The organism is Pseudomonas sp. NUPR-001 (assembly GCF_052147955.1).
Taxonomy (GTDB): Bacteria; Pseudomonadota; Gammaproteobacteria; order Pseudomonadales; family Pseudomonadaceae; genus Aquipseudomonas.
This window is the reverse complement of the sequence record NZ_CP197353.1, coordinates 1841578-1863704: the sequence shown is the minus strand read 5'-3', so window position 1 is coordinate 1863704 and position 22127 is coordinate 1841578. Positions and strand designations below refer to the sequence as shown.

The following is a 22127-nucleotide window of genomic DNA, read 5'->3' as shown; positions in this document are numbered from 1 at the left end:
GGCCTTCCAAGTGGCGGAAATCCCCCTCAACTCAAGCACTTAGGCGCGAAGTGACTTCGCCCAGCTGCCCCGACAGCCCATGCAGCCGGTGCCCGGCCTGCTCGGTGTGCTGCACCGCCTGCTGATTGGCCGTGGCAATCCGGGTGATTTCCACCAGGTTGCGGGAAATGTCTTCGGCCACGCTGGTCTGCTCTTCGGCAGCGGTGGCGATCTGACGGTTCATGTCGCGAATCGCTTCAACCGCCAGGGTAATGCGCTGCAGCATCTGCCCGGCTTGCTGTACCTGCTCGGCGCCCTCCTCGCTGCGCTGCTGACCACTGTCGATGGCCTTGACCGCCTCAAGCGCACCGGATTGCACCGCGCTGATGATCTGATTGATTTCGGCAATCGAGGCAGCCGTGCGCTGCGCCAGGCTGCGCACTTCATCGGCAACCACGGCAAAGCCACGCCCCGCCTCGCCTGCCCGTGCCGCTTCGATGGCGGCATTAAGGGCCAACAGGTTCGTCTGCTCGGCAATCCCGCGAATCACCTCCAGCACCTTGCCAATCCTCGCGCTGTCAGCTTCCAGGTGGCGAATAACCGCCGCGGTACCGGCAATCTCCTGATTGACCGAGGCGATGATGCGGATGGTGTCTTGCATCACCTGCTCGCCCGCTTGCGCACTGTGGTCGGCGTCATCCGCGGCGCGAGCGGCTTCGGCGGCATGGCGTGCGACCTCCTGGGCCGCGGCAGACATTTCATGCATCGCCGTGGCCACCTGATCAGTCCGTTGAAACTGGTCATCGGTACCGCGCGCCATGCTGCCGGCAATGTTGCGCAACTCACCACTGGCGCTCTCCAGCTCACCGGCATTGTTCTGCAAGCGAGCAATGGTGTCGGCAAGAAAGTCGCGCAAGGTATTGGCCGCCACGGCCAGACGCCCCAGTTCGTCATGACGGTCACTGGTGACCCGCGCCTCGAAGCGCCCCTGACTCAACTGCGCGACATATTCGATCAAGCCGCGGATCGGCTGGATCAGGTTGCGATTGACCAACCAAAGGCTGAACAGGCCCACCAGCAAGGCCGAGCCAAACATCACCAACAGTCCCAGCCAGACAATGCGCTGCGCGGACTCATTGATGGACTGCGCACGCGCCTGGGCATCGCTGCGCAACTGGTTGACCAGCTCACTCATCTGCTCGCTGGCAGCACGATCGACGCCTTTGACCGCCTGATCACCCACGGCTGGGTCAGCACCAGCTGCAAGGAACGCCTGACGTCCTCGCTCATAGGCCTGGCCCAACTGCCTATGGCTTTCCTTGAGTTGCTCGGCGCGCGCCTTGAGGGTTGTATCGCTGCCCTGAATCAACTGATCGAGCAGGTCTTGCACCTGCTGTTCACGCGCCAGAAATTGCTGCCAGTACTTGTCCAGCTCTGCCGGCTGCTTACCGCGCAGCAGTACGTTCTTCCACTCCTGCACCTGCACCTTGAACTGCAGGTTGGCCTCATCAATCAACTGCGAAGCGCGCACCGGCCCGTCGATCAATTGCCCGTAACCGTGCACGCTGGACGACAACAATTGAAAGCAGACCAGCGCGATCATCAGTATCGCCAACAGGCTGCCACCGAGTAACGCGAGAATTTGCACTCTGAGGGATTTACGCAACATCGGAAGGAGTCTCGGAACAAGGATAAAGGAGAGCGATACCGCCGGGTATCGACCAGGCAAAGACGTCCCTGTCCTTGTTCGCTGGCAACTGGCGCAGGCGAAAAAAAAGCTGCCATCGTTCGATAGCAGCCAAGTTCGAGCATTACGCAACAGCTGACACAGATAGTCTCAAGGCTTTGCTACAGAAATGTGACAGCCTACGGAACCCTGTCACATTTCCGTAACGTTGTTGAATTGCAGGGCTGCCAGCCGTGCGTACAGCGGGCTCTCCGCGATCAGCTGACGGTGCGTGCCAATGGCCACCAGGCGGCCCTGATCGATCACCGCAATGCGATCGGCATGCTGCACCGTGGCCAGGCGGTGGGCGATGACCAGGGTCGTGCGTCCGCTCATCAACGTCGGCAAGGCCTGCTGGATCAGGTGTTCGCTCTGGGCATCGAGGGCACTGGTGGCTTCGTCCAGCAGCAAGATCGGCGCGTCCACCAACAAAGCCCGGGCGATGGCCAGGCGCTGGCGTTGACCACCAGACAACCCCAGTCCGGCATCGCCCAGGTGAGTTTGATAGCCCTGGGGCAGTTGCAAAATGAATTCATGGGCATGAGCACTGCGGGCGGCCGCTTCAACCTGCGCCATGCTGGCATCGGCGCGGCCATAACGGATGTTCTCCTCGACGGTGCCAAAGAACAGCGCCGGGTTCTGTGCAACCAAGGCAAAGTGACGACGCAGGTCCTGCGGGTCGAGCCGGCTCAGGTCTTGCCCATCAAGCAGGATCTGACCTTGCTGCGGGTCATAGAAGCGCAGCAACAGGTCGAACAAGGTCGACTTGCCAGCTCCGGAAGGCCCTACCAAAGCCAGTGTTTCACCCGGCTCGACCTTCAGACTCAAGCCATCGATCGCCGCCGGCTCCGGCCTTGATGGATAGGCGAAACGCACCTCGCGCAGCTCAAGCCGACCACTGGCCCGCGGCAGCGAATGCTCCAGCCCCACCGTCGGCGCGGTGATTTCACTGCGCGCAGCCAGCAGTTCAGCAATCCGCTCTGCCGCACCGGCAGCGCGCTGCAACTCGCCAATCACCTCACTGAGGGTGCCAAAGGCGCTGCCCACGATCAGGCTATAGAACACAAAGGCCGCCAGCTCACCGGCAGATATCCGCCCGGCAATCACATCCATGCCACCGACCCAGAGCATCACCCCCACCGCCCCGAGCACCAGCACGATCACCAGGGTGATCAGCCAGGCGCGCTGCATGATGCGCTTGCGTGCAACCGCAAAGGCCGCCTCCACCGTACGGCCAAAGCGTTGCTGATCGCTCGCCTGGTGGTTGTAGGCCTGCACCGTTTTGATCTGCCCCAGGGTTTCCGCCACATAACTACCGACATCGGCGACCCGATCCTGGCTCTGGCGCGACAAGCTGCGCACCCGCCGACCGAAAATCAGGATCGGTGCCAGCACCAACGGCAGGGCCAGCACCACAATGCTGGTGAGCTTGGGGTTAGTGATGAACAGCAGCACGATACCGCCCAGCACCATCAGGGCATTGCGCAGGAACAACGACAGCGATGAGCCGATCACCGATTGCAACAAGGTGGTGTCAGCGGTGAGCCGCGACTGGATTTCCGAGCTGCGATTGCGCTCGAAAAAGCCAGGGTGCAGGTAGATCAGGTGATCGAATACCTGCTGGCGGATATCGGCCACACAACGCTCACCAATCCACGACACCAGGTAAAAGCGGCTGAAAGTGCCGATCGCCAGGGCCAATACCAACAACAGGAACAAGCCGATGGTTTGGTTGAGCAAATGCGGGGAACGGGTCATGAAGCCCTGGTCGACCAACAACCGGATACCCTGCCCCATGGACAAGGTGATACCCGCCGTGACCACTAACGCCAGCAACGCCAGCAGCACCTGTTGGCGATACGGCCGAATGAAGCGCCAAGCCAGGCTCAGCGCCTGACGCTGGCGGGGGGAGAAGCGGTTGAGCATGGAAAGTCCGACGGTCAGCTGTTTTGCCCAGCCTACACCGTACCGCTCGTCCTACGCCAAGGAACCCTGAGTAATACAAGTCATCCGTATAAAAACTGACCCCAGTCAGCTTTAAGGTCGAGTTCATCCACCACTAGACCGTTTCGATCTAAAGTACCACTGGAGGTTTACCTAGCTTTCTGTTGGACTGGGACAAATCGTACGGGAAGTACCGACGGCGCTGTCATAGTTCGGTCACCGGGCGATTCTAGTCTGAGCTTGCAACCTGATGAGGAGACAGGAAATGAGCTTGCAACAAAGCAGCACCCAGCCGAAAACCACGCCCAACCCGCAAGCGCCGGTCGGCGGCTCGGTCATTGATCAGAATGGCAAAGAGATCACCATCACCGAAGAGATGATCCAGCAAGCCTGCGAAAAGCTGGAGCAGAGCCGCAAAGACCCCGCCAAGAAAGACTGAACCGCGCGAATTTTCAACCCGGCACCAGCGCCGGGTTTTTATTGGTTCCTCATGGATTTCCGGGGCAGGATTGGCTTTGGCTTTGGCTTTGGCTTTGAGGGCTGTGGGCTTATCCATTTGATGGGGTGGCTGGGCTGGCCCCTTCCGCCTTTACAGCGGCATTGCTCCCGCGAGGACCGCGCTAACGAGCCATCCATGGCCCGAAGCGCTTGACGGGCTCCTGCCCGTCACCTCACTACGCAATACCTCCACTCAGCCTTCTGAAGTCGCAAACTGTGTCGCCTGACCCATCGCAGAGGTGCCTGTACGGCTTGACCCGGTAGGAGCGGGCTTGCCCCGCGAGGCGGTGTGACAGCTACACCGCGATCGCGGGGCAAGCCCGCTCCCACAGGTGGTGCAAGACGGTATCTCCCACCGGCAGGGCCGAATGCAGGGGCCACCCCATCAAATGGATAAGCCCACAGCCCTCAAAGCCAAAGCCAACCCTTCCCCGACAATCCGTGAAGAGCCTTTTTATTGCCTGAGGCTCCCCCCGTTTACAGCAGCACACCACCCAAGGCATGAACCATCTGCGCCAGGTGTGGCGCATCACCGTGCAGCCGCACCCGCAGGCCCTCGATCTCGCGACGCGGTGGGTAATGTTTGCGCAAGGCGTCAAAGGCTGCCTTCTGCTCAAGCACATCACTGCTCAGGCTGCGGCGAAAATCAGCGTCGTCACGGCGTGGGTCATATACCGCGCGGCACAGCGTGGCCAACGCCCAGGCCGGATCGGTTTCCGCCTGCAGGCCAACTTCGGCCAGCCACGGCTGGGGCAACAGGTCTTCCAGCAATACCGACGCCGGCTCACCACGCCAGGCACAGAAAGCCTGATAGATCTGCGCGGTACCGCGCTGCTTGCCGTCCAGGCTGTAGCCAGCGATGTGTGGCGTGGCCAGCACGCACAGGTCTGCCAGCTCCAGATCCACCTGTGGTTCGCCTTCCCAGACGTCCAGCACTGCCAGAACATCTTCACGTGCCAGCAGCAGTTCGCGCAGCGCCGCATTGTCGATCACCGGGCCGCGGCTGGCATTGATCAACCAGGCACCCTGACGCAACAACGCCAGGCGCTCACCATCTAGCAGATGCCAAGTGGCGTGCTCACCGCTACGCGTCAGGGGGGTATGCAGGCTGATCACATCGCACTCAGCCAGCACGGTCTCCAGGCCGACATACTCGCCGCCCTCGCGCGCCTGACGCGGCGGGTCACAGACCAACACCTTCCAACCAAGCCCACGCAGCACCTCGACCAGGCGCCCGCCCACCTCTCCGGCACCGACCACGCCGTAGGTACGCGCAGACAAATCAGCGCCATCGAGCTCGGCCAGGGTCAGTACACTGCCCAGCACATAGTCGACCACGCCACGGGCATTGCAACCTGGCGCGCTGGACCACTGAATGCCTGCCTGGGCGAAGTAATCCAGCGCCAGATGGTCGGTACCAATGGTGCAGGTGCCAACGAAACGGACCTTGCTACCTTCGAGCAGCGCCTGATCGACACGCGTCACCGAGCGCACCAAGAGGACGTCGGCATCTTTCACACAGGCGGCATCGATGGCACGCCCTGGATAGCGGCGGATTTCACCGAAGCCAGCAAAGAAAGCATCGAGCAGCGGAATATTCTCGTCGGCAACAATCAGCATGGCGCTCTCCTATCGGGGTGCGCAGTGTAGGCCTTTGCCAGGGCGCTTATCCAGCCGAATGCACAGATGCCGGCCAAGCTTCCTGACCGATGCGTCAAAAAGTGTAGACTAAGCGGCTTTGTGCACTATTTTTGTGGACGCCTGCCTCGTGACTGCCATGACCACCACCCCTCACACCCCGCCCATTTCCCGCCGTCCGCGCATACGCGCTGAGCTGCGCAGCCTGATGATGCTGGCCACGCCGATCATCATTGCCCAGTTGGCCACCACCGCCATGGGTTTTGTCGATGCGGTCATGGCCGGACGCGTCAGCCCACGCGACCTGGCGGCAGTGGCACTGGGTAACTCGATCTGGATTCCGGTGTTCCTGCTGATGACCGGCATCCTGCTCGCCACCACTCCCAAGGTGGCACAACGCTTCGGCGCCGGCCAACACAGCGAAATCGGTCCGCTGGTGCGCCAGGCACTATGGCTGGCGGTCGCCGTCAGCCTGATTGCCAGTGCGCTGCTGCTCGGTGCCGAACCCGTGTTGCAGGTCATGAAGGTTGATCCGCAGTTGATCGAGCCGAGCATGGGCTACCTGCAAGGCATCGCCTTCGGCTTCCCCGGCATGGCGCTCTATTACGTACTGCGCTGCTACAGCGATGGCCTGGGCCTTACCCGCCCGAGCATGGTCATTGGCTGCCTGGGGCTGCTGCTGAACATCCCACTGAACTACATACTGATCTATGGCCACCTCGGCTTCCCGGCGCTGGGTGGTGTTGGTTGCGGCTGGGCCAGCGGCATCGTCATGTGGTTCATGGCCCTGAGCATGGCCGCGTGGAGCCGCTGGGCGCCCGCCTACCAGAACAGCCGCGTGCTGGTGCGTTTTGAGCGCCCGCAATGGGCGGTGATCAAGCGCTTGATCGGCGTTGGCCTGCCCATCGGCATCGCGGTATTCGCCGAATCGAGCATTTTTGCGGTGATCGCCTTGCTGATCGGCAGCCTCGGCCCGACCGTGGTGGCCGGCCATCAGATCGCCCTGAACATCAGCTCACTGCTGTTCATGATTCCCTACTCGCTGGGCATGGCAGTGACCGTACGCGTGGGCCAGGCGATTGGCGCGGGCGAACCGTATCAGGCGCGCTTTGCGGCGTTGGTGGGACTGGCGGCGGCGCTGGTATTTGCCTGCTTCTCGGCCGCTTTGATCCTGCTGATGCGCGAACCGATCGCGTCGATCTACACCCCGGACACCGCGGTTATCCAGATCGCCGCGATGCTGATTGTGTATGCCGCGCTCTACCAGTTCTCCGACGCCATTCAGGTAATCGCCGCCGGTGCGCTGCGAGGCTATCAGGATACCCGGGTGACCATGATCCTGACCCTGTTCGCTTACTGGGGCATCGGCCTGCCGGTGGGGTATGTGCTGGGCCTGACCGACTACTTCGGCCCGGCCAGCGGCCCTAACGGCTTGTGGGAAGGGCTGATCGCTGGCCTGACCTGCGCGGCGCTGATGTTGTCGATTCGCCTGGCACGTAGCAGTGCCAAGCATATTCGCCGCGCGCAGAGGCCTTAATCGAGTTTCTTGCGGATCCAGTACAGGTAAGTGCCCGCCTCTTCCTGTTGCTGGACCAGCTCATGGCCAAGGAACACGCAGAACTTGGGGATATCGCGGCGTGTCGAGGGATCGGTGGCAATCACCTTGAGCAGGCCACCGGCGGCCAGATCGCGCACGTGCTGGTGCAGCATCATCACAGGCTCGGGGCAGTTCAAGCCGGTGGCGTCGAGCACGGCATCTGGGGTGAAATCGGTCATCTATAACTCCGGAAACAGTAGGTGCGGGCTTGCCCCGCGAATGCCAGTCAGCGTGGTTTCAAGTCCAGACGGCGCAAGTGGCAGGTCACTTCTTCACGGTCGTGATACAGCTGCTTGCAGCCAATCGAAACCTTGACCTTGCGAGCCTTGAAGCCTTCTTCAATGCGATCGAGCAAACGCCGCACTTCGGCATACCGCTGCTTCATCGGCAGTTTGAGATTGACCACCGCCTCCCGGCACAAACCTTCACCCAACCAGGTCTCCAGCAACGCAGCACTGCGCGCCGGCTTTTCGACAATATCGCAGACCATCCAGTCCACGGTCTGCTTGGGCTTGTAGGTAAAGCCATCGGCCATCAAGTGCTGAACCAGACCGGTATCCATCAGGCTCTCAGCCATAGGCCCATTGTCGATGGCAGTCACCAGCATACCGCGTTGCACCAGTTGATAGGTCCAGCCACCCGGTGCTGCACCCAGGTCGACACCGGTCATGTCGTCAGACAGCCGCGCATCCCATTGATCTTTGGGAATGAAATGATGCCAGGCCTCTTCCAGCTTGAGGGTCGAGCGGCTTGGTGCTTCACGCGGAAACTTCAGGCGTGGGATACCCATCGGCCACATCGCCGAATTGTCGGCACTAGCGACACCGACAAACACCCGCCGACCGCTGACAAAGGTCAACAGCAAGCGCGGCTTGCTCGGGTCTTCAAGCAAACGTCCAGCCTTGCTCAGGGCCTTGCGCAGTGGTACCTCGAACTTGCGGCAAAACGTCGAAAGCTCCTTACCGTCGTTGGTGTCCATCACCTCCAGCCACAGGCTGCCGCACTGTGGGTACTGCGCCAGTGCGTCGAGCAGCACGCTGATACGATCGGTTTCCGGCAACTCGACAAAACTGCCACGCGCCCACTGACGGGGGAAAATCAGTTGCGCAAAGCGCAGTTCGCGCATCAGACGCTCAGCGCCTTCATCATCGTTGCAGATGAATTCGGCACAGGCCGTTTGCGGCTTGGCCTTGGCGTAACCGGCAACGTCCAGGCGTGCGGCGTGCTCGGCGATTTCGGCACAGACTTCACTCTCGAAGCCGGGCCGGCAATGCATAAACAGGGTATTCATTTTCACTCCAGGACGGTTGGCGGCCAATCGCCCCAACCCTGACCGGGCGCAATGCACTGCGCCGGCAAATGCGCGAATGATAAAGGAAGATCGGAACCTGTGACATGCCCCGCCGGTCCAGTACTTGGTCAGGTGCGCCAAACGGGGCTAACCTGACCGTTCAGCCAGGTCCGTGCCGTGCGGACCCCACAGAGGCGGTGCATCGGCGACAGCAAGGAAGATTGCCGAGCACCGGCGCAGAAGGAGTTGGTAATGCCCTCGCTCGATAGCCTGAAAACCCTCAAGACGCTCACGGTCGCTGACCGCCCCTACCACTACTTCAGCCTGACTGAAGCCGCTAAACAGCTGGGCGACTTGCAGCGCCTGCCGATGTCGCTGAAGGTGCTACTGGAAAACCTGTTGCGCTGGGAGGACAACAAAACCGTCACCCGCGCCGACCTCGGCGCCCTCGCCGACTGGCTCAAAGAGCGCCGCTCAGACCGCGAAATCCAGTACCGCCCGGCACGGGTGCTGATGCAAGACTTTACCGGTGTTCCGGCGGTGGTCGACCTGGCCGCCATGCGCGCGGCCATGGCCAGGGCCGGTGGCGACCCGCAACGGATCAACCCGCTGTCGCCGGTGGACCTGGTCATCGACCACTCGGTGATGGTCGACCGCTATGCCAGCCAGCAGGCGTTCGCCGAGAACGTCGATATCGAAATGCAGCGAAACGGTGAGCGCTATGCGTTCCTGCGCTGGGGCCAGAATGCCTTCGATAATTTCAGCGTAGTGCCGCCAGGTACCGGTATTTGCCACCAGGTTAACTTGGAGTACCTGGGACGCACGGTGTGGACCCGAGAAGAAAACGGCCGTACTTACGCATTCCCCGACACCCTGGTCGGCACGGACTCGCACACCACCATGATCAACGGCCTGGGTGTGCTGGGTTGGGGGGTCGGCGGTATCGAAGCGGAAGCGGCCATGCTCGGCCAACCGGTGTCGATGCTGATCCCGGAAGTGATCGGCTTCAAGCTGACCGGAAAATTGCGCGAAGGCATCACCGCCACCGACCTGGTGCTGACCGTCACCCAGATGCTGCGCAAGAAAGGTGTCGTGGGCAAATTCGTCGAATTCTACGGCGATGGCCTGGCGGACCTGCCGCTGGCTGACCGCGCCACAATCGCCAACATGGCCCCCGAGTACGGCGCCACCTGCGGGTTTTTCCCGGTCGACCAGGTCACTTTAGATTACCTACGCCTGTCGGGGCGCCCTGAACAAACGGTGCAACTGGTTGAAGCGTACTGCAAGGAACAGGGCCTGTGGCGCCTGCCCGGCCAGGAGCCACTGTTCACCGACAACCTGGCCCTGGACATGCACGAAGTTGAAGCCAGCCTGGCCGGCCCCAAACGCCCTCAGGACCGCGTCGCGCTATCGCAGGTCAGCCAGGCCTTTGACAGCTTTCTCGGCTTGCAGCTGCGCGCCTCGAGCAAAGATGTGGGCCGCCTGGAAAGTGAAGGCGGCGGCGGTGTCGCCGTGGGCAATGCCGATCAGGCCGGTGAAGCCAGCTATGAGCATGGCGGCCAAAGCCACGTACTGCGCGACGGTGCTGTGGTCATTGCCGCCATCACCTCCTGCACCAACACCTCCAACCCCAGCGTGATGATGGCGGCGGGCCTGGTGGCGAAAAAGGCGGTCGAGAAAGGTCTCAAGCGCAAGCCCTGGGTCAAGAGTTCACTGGCCCCTGGTTCGAAAGTCGTCACCGACTACTACAAGGCCGCCGGCCTCACACCCTACCTGGATGAACTGGGCTTTGATCTGGTCGGCTATGGCTGCACCACCTGCATTGGCAACTCCGGACCGCTGGACGATGCGATCGAGAAAGCCATTACTGCTGCTGACCTGACCGTCGCTTCGGTACTGTCGGGCAACCGCAACTTCGAAGGCCGGGTGCACCCGCTGGTGAAAACCAACTGGCTGGCCTCGCCACCACTGGTGGTCGCCTATGCCCTGGCCGGCAGCGTGCGCCTGGACTTGAGCAGCGAAGCGCTGGGTATCGGCTCCGATGGCCAGCCGGTGTACCTGCGTGACATCTGGCCAAGCCAGCAGGAAATCGCCGCAGCGGTTTCCCGCGTCGACACGGCGATGTTCCACAAGGAATACGCTGAAGTGTTCGCCGGCGACGCTCAATGGCAAGCGATTGAAGTGCCACAGGCAGCCACCTACGTCTGGCAGGACGACTCCACCTACATCCAGCACCCGCCGTTCTTCGACGACATCACCGGGCCGTTGCCAGTGATCAAAGACATTCCTGGCGCCCGGGTCCTGGCCCTGCTCGGTGACTCGGTGACTACCGACCACATCTCCCCTGCCGGCAATATCAAGGCCGACAGCCCGGCCGGACGTTACCTGCGTGACAAAGGCGTGGAACCGCGCGACTTCAACTCTTACGGCTCACGCCGTGGCAACCATGAAGTGATGATGCGCGGCACGTTCGCCAACATTCGCATCCGCAATGAGATGCTGGGCGGCGAAGAAGGCGGCAATACACTCCACGTGCCGAGCGGCGAGAAAATGGCGATCTACGATGCGGCCATGCGCTACCAGGCCGAACGTACGCCGCTGATCGTGATTGCCGGTCAGGAATATGGCACCGGCTCAAGCCGCGACTGGGCGGCCAAAGGTACCAATTTGCTGGGGATCAAAGCGGTGCTGGCGGAAAGCTTCGAGCGTATTCACCGCTCCAACCTGGTTGGCATGGGTGTGCTGCCCTTGCAGTTCATCGCAGGCCAATCCCGCAAGACCCTGGCCCTCGATGGCAGCGAGCGCATCGATATCCTCGGCTTGAGCCATGCCAAGATTCAGCCCCACATGAACCTCAGCCTGAACATCACCCGCCAGGATGGGCGTCAGGAACAGTTCGAGGTGTTGTGCCGTATCGACACCCTCAATGAAGTGGAGTACTTCAAGGCCGGCGGGATCTTGCACTACGTGCTGCGGCAATTGATCGCAGCGTGAAATCGCGGCCCGGCCGCAACGGCCGGGCCTTCCACGGTTACAGGGTGAAAGCGCCATTAGACTGAGCGGTCACTCGCCGACTTTTGTGTCAAAAATATGAAAGAATGCAGCGAAATCGCTGAAGTTTGCGCGCATCACATAGCGTAAGCCCTGCCGTGAATCCTTGAGCCAGATCAAGGATCGAAAATATTCATTCAACAAAACCTTCACACTGCCGATACACCACGAAAGCCTTGCGGATTGAACAGCTTATGCGTAACAACCAGCCAATAACCCAGCGCGAACGGACTTTCCCAGCTCAACAACGCTTGATCTCGACCACCGATACCAAGGGTGTTATCACCTATTGCAACGATGCCTTCGTCGAAATCAGCGGATTTTCCCGCGAGGAACTACTGCGCGCGCCGCACAACCTGGTACGCCACCCCGATGTTCCGCCAGCGGTATTTGCGCACATGTGGGGCACGCTCAAGCAAGGCTTGCCATGGATGGGCATCGTCAAGAACCGTTGCAAAAGCGGCGACCACTATTGGGTCAACGCTTATGTCACCCCGGTGTTCGAAAACAACCAGGTGGTTGGCTACGAGTCCGTTCGGGTCAAGCCAACCAGCGAACAGGTACGTCGGGCCGAGGCCCTGTACCAGCGCATCAACCAAGGGCGCACAGCGATCCCGCGCCGTGACAAATGGCTGCCAGTCGTACAAGACTGGCTGCCGTTCATTCTGGTCAGCCAGGTTGGTTTCCTGATCGGTAACTGGCTTGGTCATTCCTGGGGCTTTGCCCTGGCGGCAGCCCTTTCAGTGCCGCTCGGCCTGCTGGGCCTGAGCTGGCAGCAACGTGGCCTCAAGCGTCTGCTACGCCTGGCCGAACAGGCCACCTCCGACCCGCTGATTGCCCAGATGTACACCGACAGCCGCGGCGTTCAGGCCCGTCTGGAAATGGCCATGCTCAGTCAGGACGCACGGATGAAAACCTGCCTGACCCGTCTGCAGGACACCGCAGAACACCTGAACGAACAGGCCCGGCAATCCGATACCCTGGCCCACAACAGTTCTTCGGGGTTGGAGCGCCAGCGAGTCGAGACCGAACAAGTCGCCGCCGCCGTCAACCAAATGGCCGCCACCACTCAGGAAGTGGCCAACCACGTGCAGCGCACTGCCGACGCCACCCAGGAAGCCAACCGCCTGACTGGCCGTGGCCGCGATATCGCGGGCGAAACCCGTGACGCCATCCAGCGCCTGTCGGCGGCAGTCGGCGAAACCGGCCTGACCGTGACCCAATTGGCGCGTGACAGCGATGAAATCGGTGGTGTAGTCGATGTCATCAAGGGCATTGCCGACCAGACCAACCTGCTGGCACTCAACGCCGCCATCGAGGCTGCACGTGCAGGCGAGATGGGCCGCGGCTTTGCCGTGGTGGCCGACGAGGTTCGCCAACTGGCACAACGCACCAGCGAATCGACCGGCCAGATCCACGGCCTGATTGCCAAGCTGCAGCAAACCGCCACCAATGCCGTGCAAACCATGGAAGCCGGGCATCGTCAGGCCGAGGAAGGTGTAGCGCGGGTCATGGAGGCTGACCAGGCCTTGGTCGGTATCAGCGAAGCGGTGGCCAACATCACCGACATGACCACGCAGATTGCTGCAGCTACCGAAGAGCAGACAGCGGTTGCCGATGAAATCAGCCGCAACATCAGCACCATCGCCGACCTGGCGGACCAGACCTCCGAACAGGCGCAGCACTCGGCGCTGCTCAGCGAAGAACTGACCCGCACCGCGACCACGCAGTACTCGCTGGTCGAACGCTTCAACCGCTGACAAAGGGTGGGAGCAACGGCCTTACACCCTCTGTGGGAGCAACTGTCTTGATCATCCTGTGGGAGCGGGCTTGCCCCGCGAAGCAGGCACTGCGGTGAATGGCACGGGCTTCGCCCGTGTTCGCGGGGCAAGCCCGCTCCCACAGGTGGTGCAAGTTGCTCCTACACAGTCTGTAAGCTTGCCCCTACTACCAGTCAAGGGTCAGCCGGCTTTCGAAATAGCGCTCTTCGCCGCTTAGGGGGTCGTTGAAACGCAGGCTCTGCGCCAACAACTTCAGCGGCTTGCTGTAATCATCTTGATCCGGCACAACTTGCGGATAAAAAGGATCATTGCAGATGCTCGCGCCCAATGCCGTCATGTGCACACGCAGTTGATGGGTCTTGCCGGTGATCGGCGACAACCCGTAGCGCCACAACTCACCGTTCTTTTCCAGCACCTGGGCCAGGGTTTCACTGTTGCTCTGCCCTTCGACTTCCTGCATGCGGAAAAACGGCTCGCCACTGACCATGCGGCTTTTGTGCGTCAACGGAAACTCAAGCAGCGGCAAGGCCCGGGCAATCGCCTGGTAACGTTTGTCGATCTGGCGATTGGGGAACAACGATTGATACGCCGCGCGGCTCTGGGGGTTGGCAGAAAACAGCACCAGCCCGGCAGTGTGGCGGTCAATCCGGTGCAAGGGCACCAGGTGCGGGTTATCCAGACGGCGGATCAGCCGCCGCAGCAAAGTGTGCTCAACGTATTCGCCCGTGGGCGTCACCGGTAGAAAGTGCGGCTTGTCTACCACCACCAGATGCTCGTCGACATGCAAAATCTGCTCGTGGAACGGGATCGGCTTCTCGTTGGGCACTTCACGAAAATAGTGAATGCGCAGGCCTGGCTTGTAGGCCAGCGCAGCGCTGATCGGCTGCCCTTGGGCGTCCAGCACGCGGCCGCGCGCAATCCGGTCAAGCCACTGCTCGCGGCCAATGGCCTTGAAATGCTCGCTCAGGCAGTCGAGCACGGTCTCCCAGTTGCCAACGGGCAGGCAGACAGTGCTGGCTTGATGCTTAGCCGGGTCGAAGGAGGCAGTGGCCATGGGAACGCTCGTGACAGATAGACCAAGCATTATCCCGCATGCCCGGCGCCTCAGCCAGCCTCGCTTGCAGCCGCCTCGACGAACTCCTTGAGCCAGCGCAGCACATCAACAGCCTCCCAGCGACTGGGGTCGTAAAGGGCATACAACAATCCCTGATAGCCAACCACATCCAGCGGACGGTGATAACCAGCGCGCTGGAACAGCGCTTCGATCTCGGCGAAGCAGGTATTGAAGTGCAACTTGTTAAAGGGCGTTTTGCCCTCCAGCACCAGGCCGTCAAGGCGCAACTCGAGCACCGCCTCGCTGACCATGGCGACCGGCATACGGTTGACGGTGTATTTCAGTTGTTCGACATTGACCATGCTGTACATCCTTGAGGCAAGCGCCACCCCTATACTGTATTTATATACAGCATATGCAGAGTTTTCAGACGCGTCAATCAGACCCTACCTAGACCAGCCCTCGCAGGTAGCCGGTGCCCTTGCGGATCGTCAGGATCTGACGACGCTCGGCCCCCTCGGCAAGGCCCAGATGTACCCAGCTATCGAACTCGAGAATCAATTGGTCAAACATCAAGGCGCTGTCCGCCAAACGCCGCGCAAGTACTGCGGGCGTCAGCCCCGAGACATTGATGTCTGCTGCCAGCCCTTGTACATGTGCGCTACGCGGTGCACCTCCGACCATCCGATTCAACGCTGCACAGCGATAGCCACTGGTAACCAGCACCGGCCTGCCGACCAACAGCCGGACCTGCTCCAGCAGCGCACACAGACGACGAAGATTGTTGACGGTGTTGGCGTCCGGCGTGTTGTCGATATTGCTACGCGCGGCGCTCTGCGAGACCGTCATATCGGCCAGGGTGAAGTGTTCACTTAGATTCATGCCTGCTCCTTGGTATGCATAAAAGCGCCCAAGGAGTGTGCACAGCGCGCTGCTGTCGCGCACGACAGGAAACGTCACCCTGAAACCTGTCTCAACGCAGAAAGGCCACCACTTGCTCGGCGTCGAACGGCCAGTTCAGCTGTGCGCCGTTGTCACAACGGCGCAGCACCGGTATCAGCAGGCCAAAGCGCTCCACCATGGACTCGTCTTCGGCAATATCCACCAGCTCAACCAGCAGACCATGTTCGACAAATGGCATTAACAGGGCTTCGGCCACTTCGCACAGGTGGCAACCCAGGGTGCCGTAGAGTTGGCATTCAGGCAGCATTTATCAGTACCGGCAAGAAGTAAAAAGGGACCATTATTCTAGGTCTGCCGTCGGGGGGCGTCGAGCGCAGAGCACCCGTGGTTCAATCCCGACTAAAGTGTGATTCAGATCAGCGCCCACTGAACAAGCATGGCCCATGCTTACTGGTTTTTTGCGGCCTCCCTACATGGAGTATGTTGTGTTTGCCAACCTATTGATCATTTTGGCCTCCTCATTGGTCGTCATTGCCTTCTTCCGGCGCCTGAAGTTGCCACCGGTATTGGGCTACTTGTGCGTCGGTCTGTTTGTCGGCCCCACTGCCCTCAATTGGGTGAACGAAAGTGAGGAACTGCCAGACCTTGCCGAAATGGGTGTGGTGTTCCTGCTGTTCTCGCTGGGCCTGGAATTTTCCCTGTCGAAAATGCTCGCCTTGCGCAAAGTTGTGTTTGGCCTGGGCAGCCTTCAGGTTGCCTGCTCGGCAGTACTGCTGGCTGGGCTCCTGGCGTTGCTCGGCATGCCTGCCAACGCAGCGCTGTTATTGGGTGCAGGCCTGGCCTTGTCGTCGACGGCCATCGTCAGCAAGGAACTGACCAGCCTTGGCGAGATTTTTAGCAGCCATGGCCAGAACGCGATTGGCGTTTTGCTGTTCCAGGATGTGGTTGCCGTCTTGCTGCTCACCCTGGTTCCGGTATTTGCCGGTGAAGGTGGTCAGGCCTGGTACTGGGCACTGCCGCTGACCCTGGGCAAAACCGTGATCCTCTTCGTCGGCTTGTTGCTTGCCAGTCGCTGGCTGCTGCCACGCCTGTTTCACGAAGTGGCGAGTTCTCACTCGGCCGAACTGTTCGTATTGCTGGCCCTGGTGATCGTCCTGCTCACCGCCTGGCTGACCCACTTGCTTGGCCTGTCACCGGCGCTGGGGGCGTTCCTGGCTGGCATGCTGCTGGGCGAAAGCAACTACCGTCATCAGATCGAAGCCGATATCCGTCCGTTCCGCGACATTCTGCTGGGCTTGTTTTTCGTCAGTATTGGCATGCTCATCGACCTGCAGCTGTTCGCCAGCCACGGCCTGGAAATCCTCGCCCTGACCCTGGGCTTGCTGCTGGTCAAAGGCTGTGTGGTCGCCGCCTTGGTCCGCGTGCAAGGCAGTGACGCTGAAACCGCCTGGCGCAGTGGTTTGGCCCTGGCCCAGGGGGGTGAATTCTGTTTCGCCCTGATGGCGCAAATGCAGCAAACCCAACTACTGCCCGAAGCCATCGGCAACCTGCTGCTAGCCGCCACTTTCTGCTCGATGCTGGTCACTCCATTGCTGCTACGCGCCGCGCCAGGCATCGCTGCCCGCCTGCACCGCAAGCCCAACCAGGAAGTACAACTGGAAGCCATCGAAGCGCAAAGTGCGGCAATGAGCGGACACGTGCTGATCTGCGGCTATGGCCGGGTCGGACAATCGATCGGACGTTTTCTGCGCCGGGAAAACATCCCGTTCATTGCCCTCGATGATGACCCGGTACGGGTGCAGGAAGCCGCGGCTGGCGAAAGCTGCGTGCACTACGGTGACTCACGCCGCGGAGAATTGCTCAGTGCCATCGGCCTTGAGCGTGCACGCCTGCTGGTAATTGCCGTGGACAAGACCGATATCGCCATGAGCGTACTGAAAGCGGCGCGCGAACGTCACGCCGATGTGCAGATCCTGGTACGTACCCGCGACGACAGTCAGCGTGAAGAACTGCGTAAGGCCGGCGCCACGGCGGTGGTACCGGAACTGCTGGAGTCGAGCCTGATGCTCGCGTCCCATGCACTGGTCATGCTTGGCCTGCCGATGGATCAGGTACAAGCGCGTATCGATGAAGTGCGTCAGACCCGCTACCGCATGCTGCAAGCCTTCTATCAAGGCGCCCAGACCAGCCCGGTCGACAGCGAAGGCCTGCCCAAGACCATGATGCATGCGGTCAACCTGCAGCCCGACGCCTACGCCTGTGGCCGTCCACTGTCCGGGCTGGACCTGGAACAGCTGGGTGTCGAGATCCAGGCGGTGCAGCGCAACGGTGAAGAACTGGCCGTGGACGCCGACACCTGCCTGCATGCCGGTGATGCGGTGCTACTGAGCGGTCCGGTTGCCGCCCTGGCCGCCTGTGAATCACGCCTGGTCGCCGGGCGCTGATCAATCCTGACTGGTGGCGCCGATCTTGTGGATCGACAGGTCGGCGCCGTAGTACTCCTGCTCCTGACTCAAGCGCAACCCCAGCAACAGCTTGATCAGGCCATACACCGCAAAGCCGCCCAACAGCGCCACCAGCACGCCGGCGAATCTGCCGATCAACTGGCTGATCAGGCTCACGCCGCCCAGGCCACCCAGCGCGGTTTGACCGAAAATCCCGCAAGCAATGCCACCCCACACCCCGCACAAGCCGTGCAGTGGCCAGACGCCAAGAACGTCGTCAATCTTCCAGGTGTTTTGCGCCGCAGTGAAACACCAGACAAACAAAGCCCCGGCAATCGCGCCAGTGGCCAGCGCACCCACCGGGTGCATCAGATCCGAACCCGCACACACCGCCACCAACCCGGCCAATGGCCCGTTGTGCAGAAAGCCCGGGTCGTTGCGGCCGACCAGCAACGCCGTCACCGTACCGCCAACCATGGCCATCAACGAGTTCACCGCGACCAACCCGCTGACCCCCTGCAGGGTCTGGGCGCTCATGACATTGAAGCCGAACCAACCGACGATCAGAATCCACGAGCCCAGGGCCAAGAACGGAATGTTCGACGGTGCGAACGCCACCAACTTGCCCTCGCGGTAGCGACCATTACGCGGGCCAAGCAGCAGCACCGCCGTCAGCGCCAGCCAGCCGCCCATGGCATGCACCACGACAGAGCCGGCAAAATCATGGAAGCTGGCACCGAATTGCGCCTGCAACCAAGCCTGCAGGCCGAAGTTACCGTTCCAGACAACACCTTCGAAGAACGGATAGACAAACGCCACAATCAGCACCGTGGCGCACAACTGCGGGGCAAACCGGGCGCGCTCGGCAATGCCACCGGAAATAATCGCCGGAATGGCTGCGGCAAAGGTCAGCAGGAAAAAGAACTTCACCAGGCTATAACCGTGGTCGTTGCTGAGCACCGCGGCCGGCTGCAGGAAGCTCACACCATAGGAAATCCAGTAGCCAACAAAAAAATACGCCAGGGTCGATACGGCAAAATCGCTGAGAATCTTGGACAAGGCATTGACCTGATTCTTGTGCCGAACGGTGCCCACTTCAAGAAAGGCAAAACCAGCGTGCATGGCCAGGACCATAACGGCGCCTAGCAGAATGAACAGTGTGTTGGAGCCGTGGACCAGGGTGTCCACCGCGCTTTGCAGATTTTCCATGGAATGGGCAGGCCTTCAGAAAAAGCACCAAGACAGCGCGGAGTGACTCCTTTTTGCACCATACTGGGCCATCGAATCACCACCGCTGTGGCTGGCCCTGCTGATCGCTGGAGTTTTTCCTTGGGTTTGTCGTGGATTGGGTTAAGGTTTACAGGCCCGGCGTATGTTCACGCGCTGATTTGGCGCAGGCACCGGAGCTGAGTGCACCCTGGAACAGCAAATCCTGTACCAAGGCTTTTTTCACTGAACCTTCGCCCGCGCCCGCAACTCAAAATAGCCACACACCCTTAGGGAGAGCCCCATGACCAGCAAATCGGCAAAGACTGCTCAAGATGTATTGATGGCTGACTTTCAGGCCCTGGTTCGTGACACCGAAAAATTGCTGGAACACACCGCGACCCTGGCCGGCGATCAGGCTGACGAGCTACGCAGTCAGATTCACGACAGCCTGCTGCGCGCACGGGAAACTCTGCAATTGACCCAGGAGTCTGTGCGTGAGCGCGGCGAGGCGGCCCTCAGCGCGACCGAAGACTACGTACAAAGCAATCCGTGGCAATCGATTGGTATCGCCGCAGGCGTCGGTTTCTTGATCGGCCTGCTCGCCAATCGGCGCTGAGGTTGGCTATGCAAAGCGAAGCGAACGACACCGCCCCGGCATCAAGCAAACGCCTTGGTGCTGCGGTCCTGGGGCTGTTGCACGGTCATGTCGAATTGTTCGGCATCGAACTGCAGGAGCAGAAAGCCCGTACCTTGAGCCTGCTGTTGTTTGCCGGGCTGGCACTGGTGTTTACCCTGCTGTTGCTGGTGGCATTGTCGGCCCTGGTGCTGGTGCTGCTGTGGGACAACTACCGTCTCGCCGGGGTGATTGGCCTCTGCGTGTTCTACGGTCTGGCAGCGCTGTTCTGTGGCTTGCGCCTCAAAGCTGCGGTGTACGACGAGTCGTCGCCCTTCAGTGCAACGCTTGAAGAACTTGCCAAAGACCGGGAGCGCCTGTTGCCATGAGCCTGCCTGAGCTACCGAAAACCACCAACCGGCGCGAGCTGCGCAAGGCCTTGGTGCGCCTGCGCCTGGAAATGCACCGCCAGGAAATACGCCACGAGTCCAGCCAGATGCTGGCGCCCCTGAGCCGCTTGCGTGCCGTGGGCGACAGCCTGCAAGGCGGGCTCGGCATCAAGCATGCGCCCTTGTGGGGAATCGCTGCGGTGGTGGTGCTGGGTTTCTTCACCGGCAAAGGCACCCGCAACGGCAGCCTGAGCCGGATGATACGCCTGGGCAGCAGCTTGCTGCCGTTGCTGAAACTGGTCATGCAGGCTGGCGCCAACAAACGCTAGGGTCACTCGATTGAAGGGTGATCACGCCTGCAAGCCCCCTGACAATGGGCTTGCAGGCGCTGCGCCGACACGGGAAGCTAGAGGCCTGCCCCTGTATCGGAGAATTGGCCTTGGACTGGCACACCCTGCTTACCCGCGAGCGTCTCGGTAAAACCTTGCACAGCCCCGAAGAACTCGGGCGCAGCCCGTTTCACAAGGACCACGACCGAATCATCTTCTCCGGCGCCTTCCGCCGCCTGGGGCGCAAGACTCAAGTTCACCCGGTGTCGAGCAACGATCACATCCACACGCGCCTGACCCACTCGCTGGAAGTCAGTTGCGTGGGCCGCTCGCTGGGCATGCGCGTTGGCGAAACCCTGCGCGACCGGCTGCCGCAATGGTGCGAACCCAGCGACCTGGGCATGGTCGTGCAGTCGGCGTGCCTGGCCCATGACATCGGCAACCCGCCGTTTGGCCATTCCGGTGAAGACGCCATCCGCCACTGGTTCCAACAGGCTGCCGGGCGTGGCTGGCTGGACGCCATGAGCGAGACCGAACGTGCCGACTTTCTCAATTTCGAAGGCAACGCCCAGGGCTTTCGCGTACTCACCCAGCTGGAATACCACCAATTCGACGGCGGCACCCGCCTCACCTATGCCACCCTCGGCACTTACCTGAAATACCCCTGGACCGCCCGCCACGCCGATGCCTTGGGCTACAAGAAACACAAGTTCGGCTGCTACCAGAGCGAGCTGCCGCTGCTGGAGCAGATTGCCCGCAAACTAGGCCTGCCACAGCTTGAGGAGCAACGCTGGGCCCGCCACCCGCTGGTGTACCTGATGGAGGCAGCCGACGACATCTGTTATGCCTTGATCGATCTGGAAGACGGCCTGGAGATGGAACTGCTCGATTACCCAGAGGTGGAGTCGCTGCTATTGAGCCTGGTCGGTGACGACCTGCCAGAAACCTATCGGCAACTGGGCCCGGGCGACTCACGACGGCGCAAGCTGGCGATTCTGCGTGGCAAGGCCATCGAACACCTGACCAATGCCGCCGCCCGCGCCTTTGTCGAGCAGCAGGATGCGTTGCTGGCCGGGCAACTGCAGGGCGATCTGGTCGAACACATGCACGGGCCGGCCAAACGTTGTGTGCTGCAAGCCAAAGACATGGCGCGCAAGAAAATCTTCCAGGACAAGCGCAAAACACTGCATGAAATTGGCGCCTACACCACCCTCGAGATCCTGCTCAACTCCTTCTGCGGCGCGGCCCTGGAACAACACGGTGGCCGCACACCGTCGTTCAAGAGCCGGCGCATCCTCGACCTGCTGGGTAACAATGCCCCCAACCCGAATGCGCCGCTGCATACCTCATTCCTGCGCATGATCGACTTCATCGCCGGGATGACAGACAGCTATGCCAGCGAAATGGCGCGAGAAATGACGGGACGATCGAGCCCGACCTGAGAGGCGTGCGAATGGCAGGTGTGTGAGCATGTGGCCGGGGAGCCAACCTCGTGTTCATGCACCTGCATGTAGGACATTAACTACACAACAGTTTTAAATTAAACAAAGCCCGGAAAAAGATACACAAAGTTACCAGTACCGACTCTCACAGCAACAATACGAAATATCACCTGTAGTCCAATACTGCGATTAGAGTCAGACATTTCCGATATAGCACCAACCTCCCTTTGAGTTCATGT

General features: G+C 60.9%; 19 protein-coding genes and 1 pseudogene. 9 read left to right on the top strand and 11 right to left on the bottom strand.

Annotated elements, in window-relative coordinates; translation table 11 throughout:
• Positions 1 to 31: 31 nt before the first annotated feature.
• From ACP6KB_RS08620 to ACP6KB_RS08610, 3 genes and pseudogenes are all read right to left on the bottom strand, one after another.
• Positions 32 to 736 carry a methyl-accepting chemotaxis protein gene (locus tag ACP6KB_RS08620; protein WP_442114278.1) on the bottom strand — a complete coding sequence of 235 codons (705 nt, stop codon included), beginning with the start codon at positions 734 to 736 and terminating at the stop codon, positions 32 to 34.
• Between the two features lie 228 nt (positions 737 to 964).
• Positions 965 to 1075, bottom strand: a pseudogene (locus ACP6KB_RS08615) (hypothetical protein); the annotation flags it as partial.
• A 783-nt stretch (positions 1076 to 1858) separates the two neighbouring features.
• Positions 1859 to 3631, bottom strand: a complete 1773-nt coding sequence (locus tag ACP6KB_RS08610) for an ABC transporter transmembrane domain-containing protein (protein ID WP_442113321.1) — start codon at positions 3629 to 3631, stop codon at positions 1859 to 1861.
• 283 nt (positions 3632 to 3914) lie between these two features.
• Here ACP6KB_RS08610 and ACP6KB_RS08605 point away from each other — a divergent pair, with 283 nt between their 5' ends.
• Complete coding sequence (locus tag ACP6KB_RS08605) at positions 3915 to 4088, top strand: PA1571 family protein (RefSeq protein ID WP_442113320.1); 174 nt, start codon at positions 3915 to 3917, stop codon at positions 4086 to 4088.
• A 536-nt stretch (positions 4089 to 4624) separates the two neighbouring features.
• Here the strand turns inward: ACP6KB_RS08605 and pdxB are convergent.
• Positions 4625 to 5767 (bottom strand): 4-phosphoerythronate dehydrogenase PdxB, encoded by a 1143-nt coding sequence (gene pdxB, locus ACP6KB_RS08600; RefSeq protein ID WP_442113319.1) that lies wholly within the window; start codon positions 5765 to 5767, stop codon positions 4625 to 4627.
• A gap of 157 nt (positions 5768 to 5924) precedes the next feature.
• Between pdxB and ACP6KB_RS08595 the strand changes: the two genes are divergently transcribed.
• Positions 5925 to 7322, top strand: a complete 1398-nt coding sequence (locus tag ACP6KB_RS08595) for an MATE family efflux transporter (protein WP_442113318.1) — start codon at positions 5925 to 5927, stop codon at positions 7320 to 7322.
• Here the strand turns inward: ACP6KB_RS08595 and tusA are convergent.
• Positions 7319 to 7561: a sulfurtransferase TusA gene (tusA, locus tag ACP6KB_RS08590; protein ID WP_330080494.1), complete on the bottom strand. Its 243-nt coding sequence runs from the start codon at positions 7559 to 7561 to the stop codon at positions 7319 to 7321. The genes ACP6KB_RS08595 and tusA overlap by 4 nt on opposite strands.
• 47 nt (positions 7562 to 7608) lie before the next feature.
• Positions 7609 to 8673 (bottom strand): 23S rRNA (cytidine(2498)-2'-O)-methyltransferase RlmM, encoded by a 1065-nt coding sequence (rlmM, locus tag ACP6KB_RS08585; protein WP_442113317.1) that lies wholly within the window; start codon positions 8671 to 8673, stop codon positions 7609 to 7611.
• Positions 8674 to 8925: 252 nt separating this feature from the next.
• Between rlmM and acnA the strand changes: the two genes are divergently transcribed.
• Positions 8926 to 11667, top strand: coding sequence for an aconitate hydratase AcnA (acnA, locus tag ACP6KB_RS08580; RefSeq protein WP_442113316.1), 2742 nt, complete (start codon positions 8926 to 8928; stop codon positions 11665 to 11667).
• Between the two features lie 251 nt (positions 11668 to 11918).
• Positions 11919 to 13484, top strand: a complete 1566-nt coding sequence (locus ACP6KB_RS08575; protein ID WP_442113315.1) for a methyl-accepting chemotaxis protein — start codon at positions 11919 to 11921, stop codon at positions 13482 to 13484.
• Positions 13485 to 13671: 187 nt separating this feature from the next.
• Here the strand turns inward: ACP6KB_RS08575 and ACP6KB_RS08570 are convergent, their stop codons facing one another.
• From ACP6KB_RS08570 to ACP6KB_RS08555, 4 genes are all read right to left on the bottom strand, one after another.
• A complete protein-coding gene (locus ACP6KB_RS08570; RefSeq protein WP_442113314.1) occupies positions 13672 to 14559 on the bottom strand; it encodes a pseudouridine synthase in 888 nt (295 codons plus the stop codon).
• Between the two features lie 50 nt (positions 14560 to 14609).
• Positions 14610 to 14921, bottom strand: a complete 312-nt coding sequence (locus ACP6KB_RS08565) for a transcriptional regulator (protein ID WP_442113313.1) — start codon at positions 14919 to 14921, stop codon at positions 14610 to 14612.
• Positions 14922 to 15009: 88 nt separating this feature from the next.
• Entirely contained in the window at positions 15010 to 15441 is a 432-nt protein-coding gene (locus ACP6KB_RS08560) for a D-Ala-D-Ala carboxypeptidase family metallohydrolase (RefSeq protein ID WP_442113312.1), read from the bottom strand.
• Between the two features lie 91 nt (positions 15442 to 15532).
• Positions 15533 to 15769 (bottom strand): glutaredoxin family protein, encoded by a 237-nt coding sequence (locus tag ACP6KB_RS08555; RefSeq protein ID WP_442113311.1) that lies wholly within the window; start codon positions 15767 to 15769, stop codon positions 15533 to 15535.
• A gap of 178 nt (positions 15770 to 15947) precedes the next feature.
• Here ACP6KB_RS08555 and ACP6KB_RS08550 point away from each other — a divergent pair, with 178 nt between their 5' ends.
• Positions 15948 to 17906 (top strand): monovalent cation:proton antiporter-2 (CPA2) family protein, encoded by a 1959-nt coding sequence (locus tag ACP6KB_RS08550; protein ID WP_442113310.1) that lies wholly within the window; start codon positions 15948 to 15950, stop codon positions 17904 to 17906.
• Here ACP6KB_RS08550 and ACP6KB_RS08545 read toward each other — a convergent pair whose 3' ends face one another.
• The gene (locus tag ACP6KB_RS08545; protein WP_442113309.1) at positions 17907 to 19115 is read right to left on the bottom strand and encodes an ammonium transporter; all 1209 of its coding nucleotides are present in this window, start codon (positions 19113 to 19115) and stop codon (positions 17907 to 17909) included.
• 301 nt (positions 19116 to 19416) lie between these two features.
• Between ACP6KB_RS08545 and ACP6KB_RS08540 the strand changes: the two genes are divergently transcribed.
• The 4 genes from ACP6KB_RS08540 to ACP6KB_RS08525 all read left to right on the top strand — a co-directional run bounded on the left by ACP6KB_RS08540 (position 19417) and on the right by ACP6KB_RS08525 (position 21888).
• Positions 19417 to 19731 (top strand): DUF883 family protein, encoded by a 315-nt coding sequence (locus ACP6KB_RS08540; protein WP_442113308.1) that lies wholly within the window; start codon positions 19417 to 19419, stop codon positions 19729 to 19731.
• 8 nt (positions 19732 to 19739) lie between these two features.
• Positions 19740 to 20117, top strand: a complete 378-nt coding sequence (locus tag ACP6KB_RS08535; RefSeq protein ID WP_442113307.1) for a phage holin family protein — start codon at positions 19740 to 19742, stop codon at positions 20115 to 20117.
• Positions 20114 to 20446, top strand: coding sequence for a hypothetical protein (locus ACP6KB_RS08530; RefSeq protein ID WP_442113306.1), 333 nt, complete (start codon positions 20114 to 20116; stop codon positions 20444 to 20446). The genes ACP6KB_RS08535 and ACP6KB_RS08530 overlap by 4 nt, the downstream gene beginning before the upstream one ends.
• 110 nt (positions 20447 to 20556) lie before the next feature.
• On the top strand, positions 20557 to 21888 hold the full coding sequence (locus ACP6KB_RS08525) for a deoxyguanosinetriphosphate triphosphohydrolase (RefSeq protein WP_442113305.1): 1332 nt from the start codon (positions 20557 to 20559) through the stop codon (positions 21886 to 21888).
• The last annotated feature ends 239 nt before the right edge of the window (positions 21889 to 22127 follow it).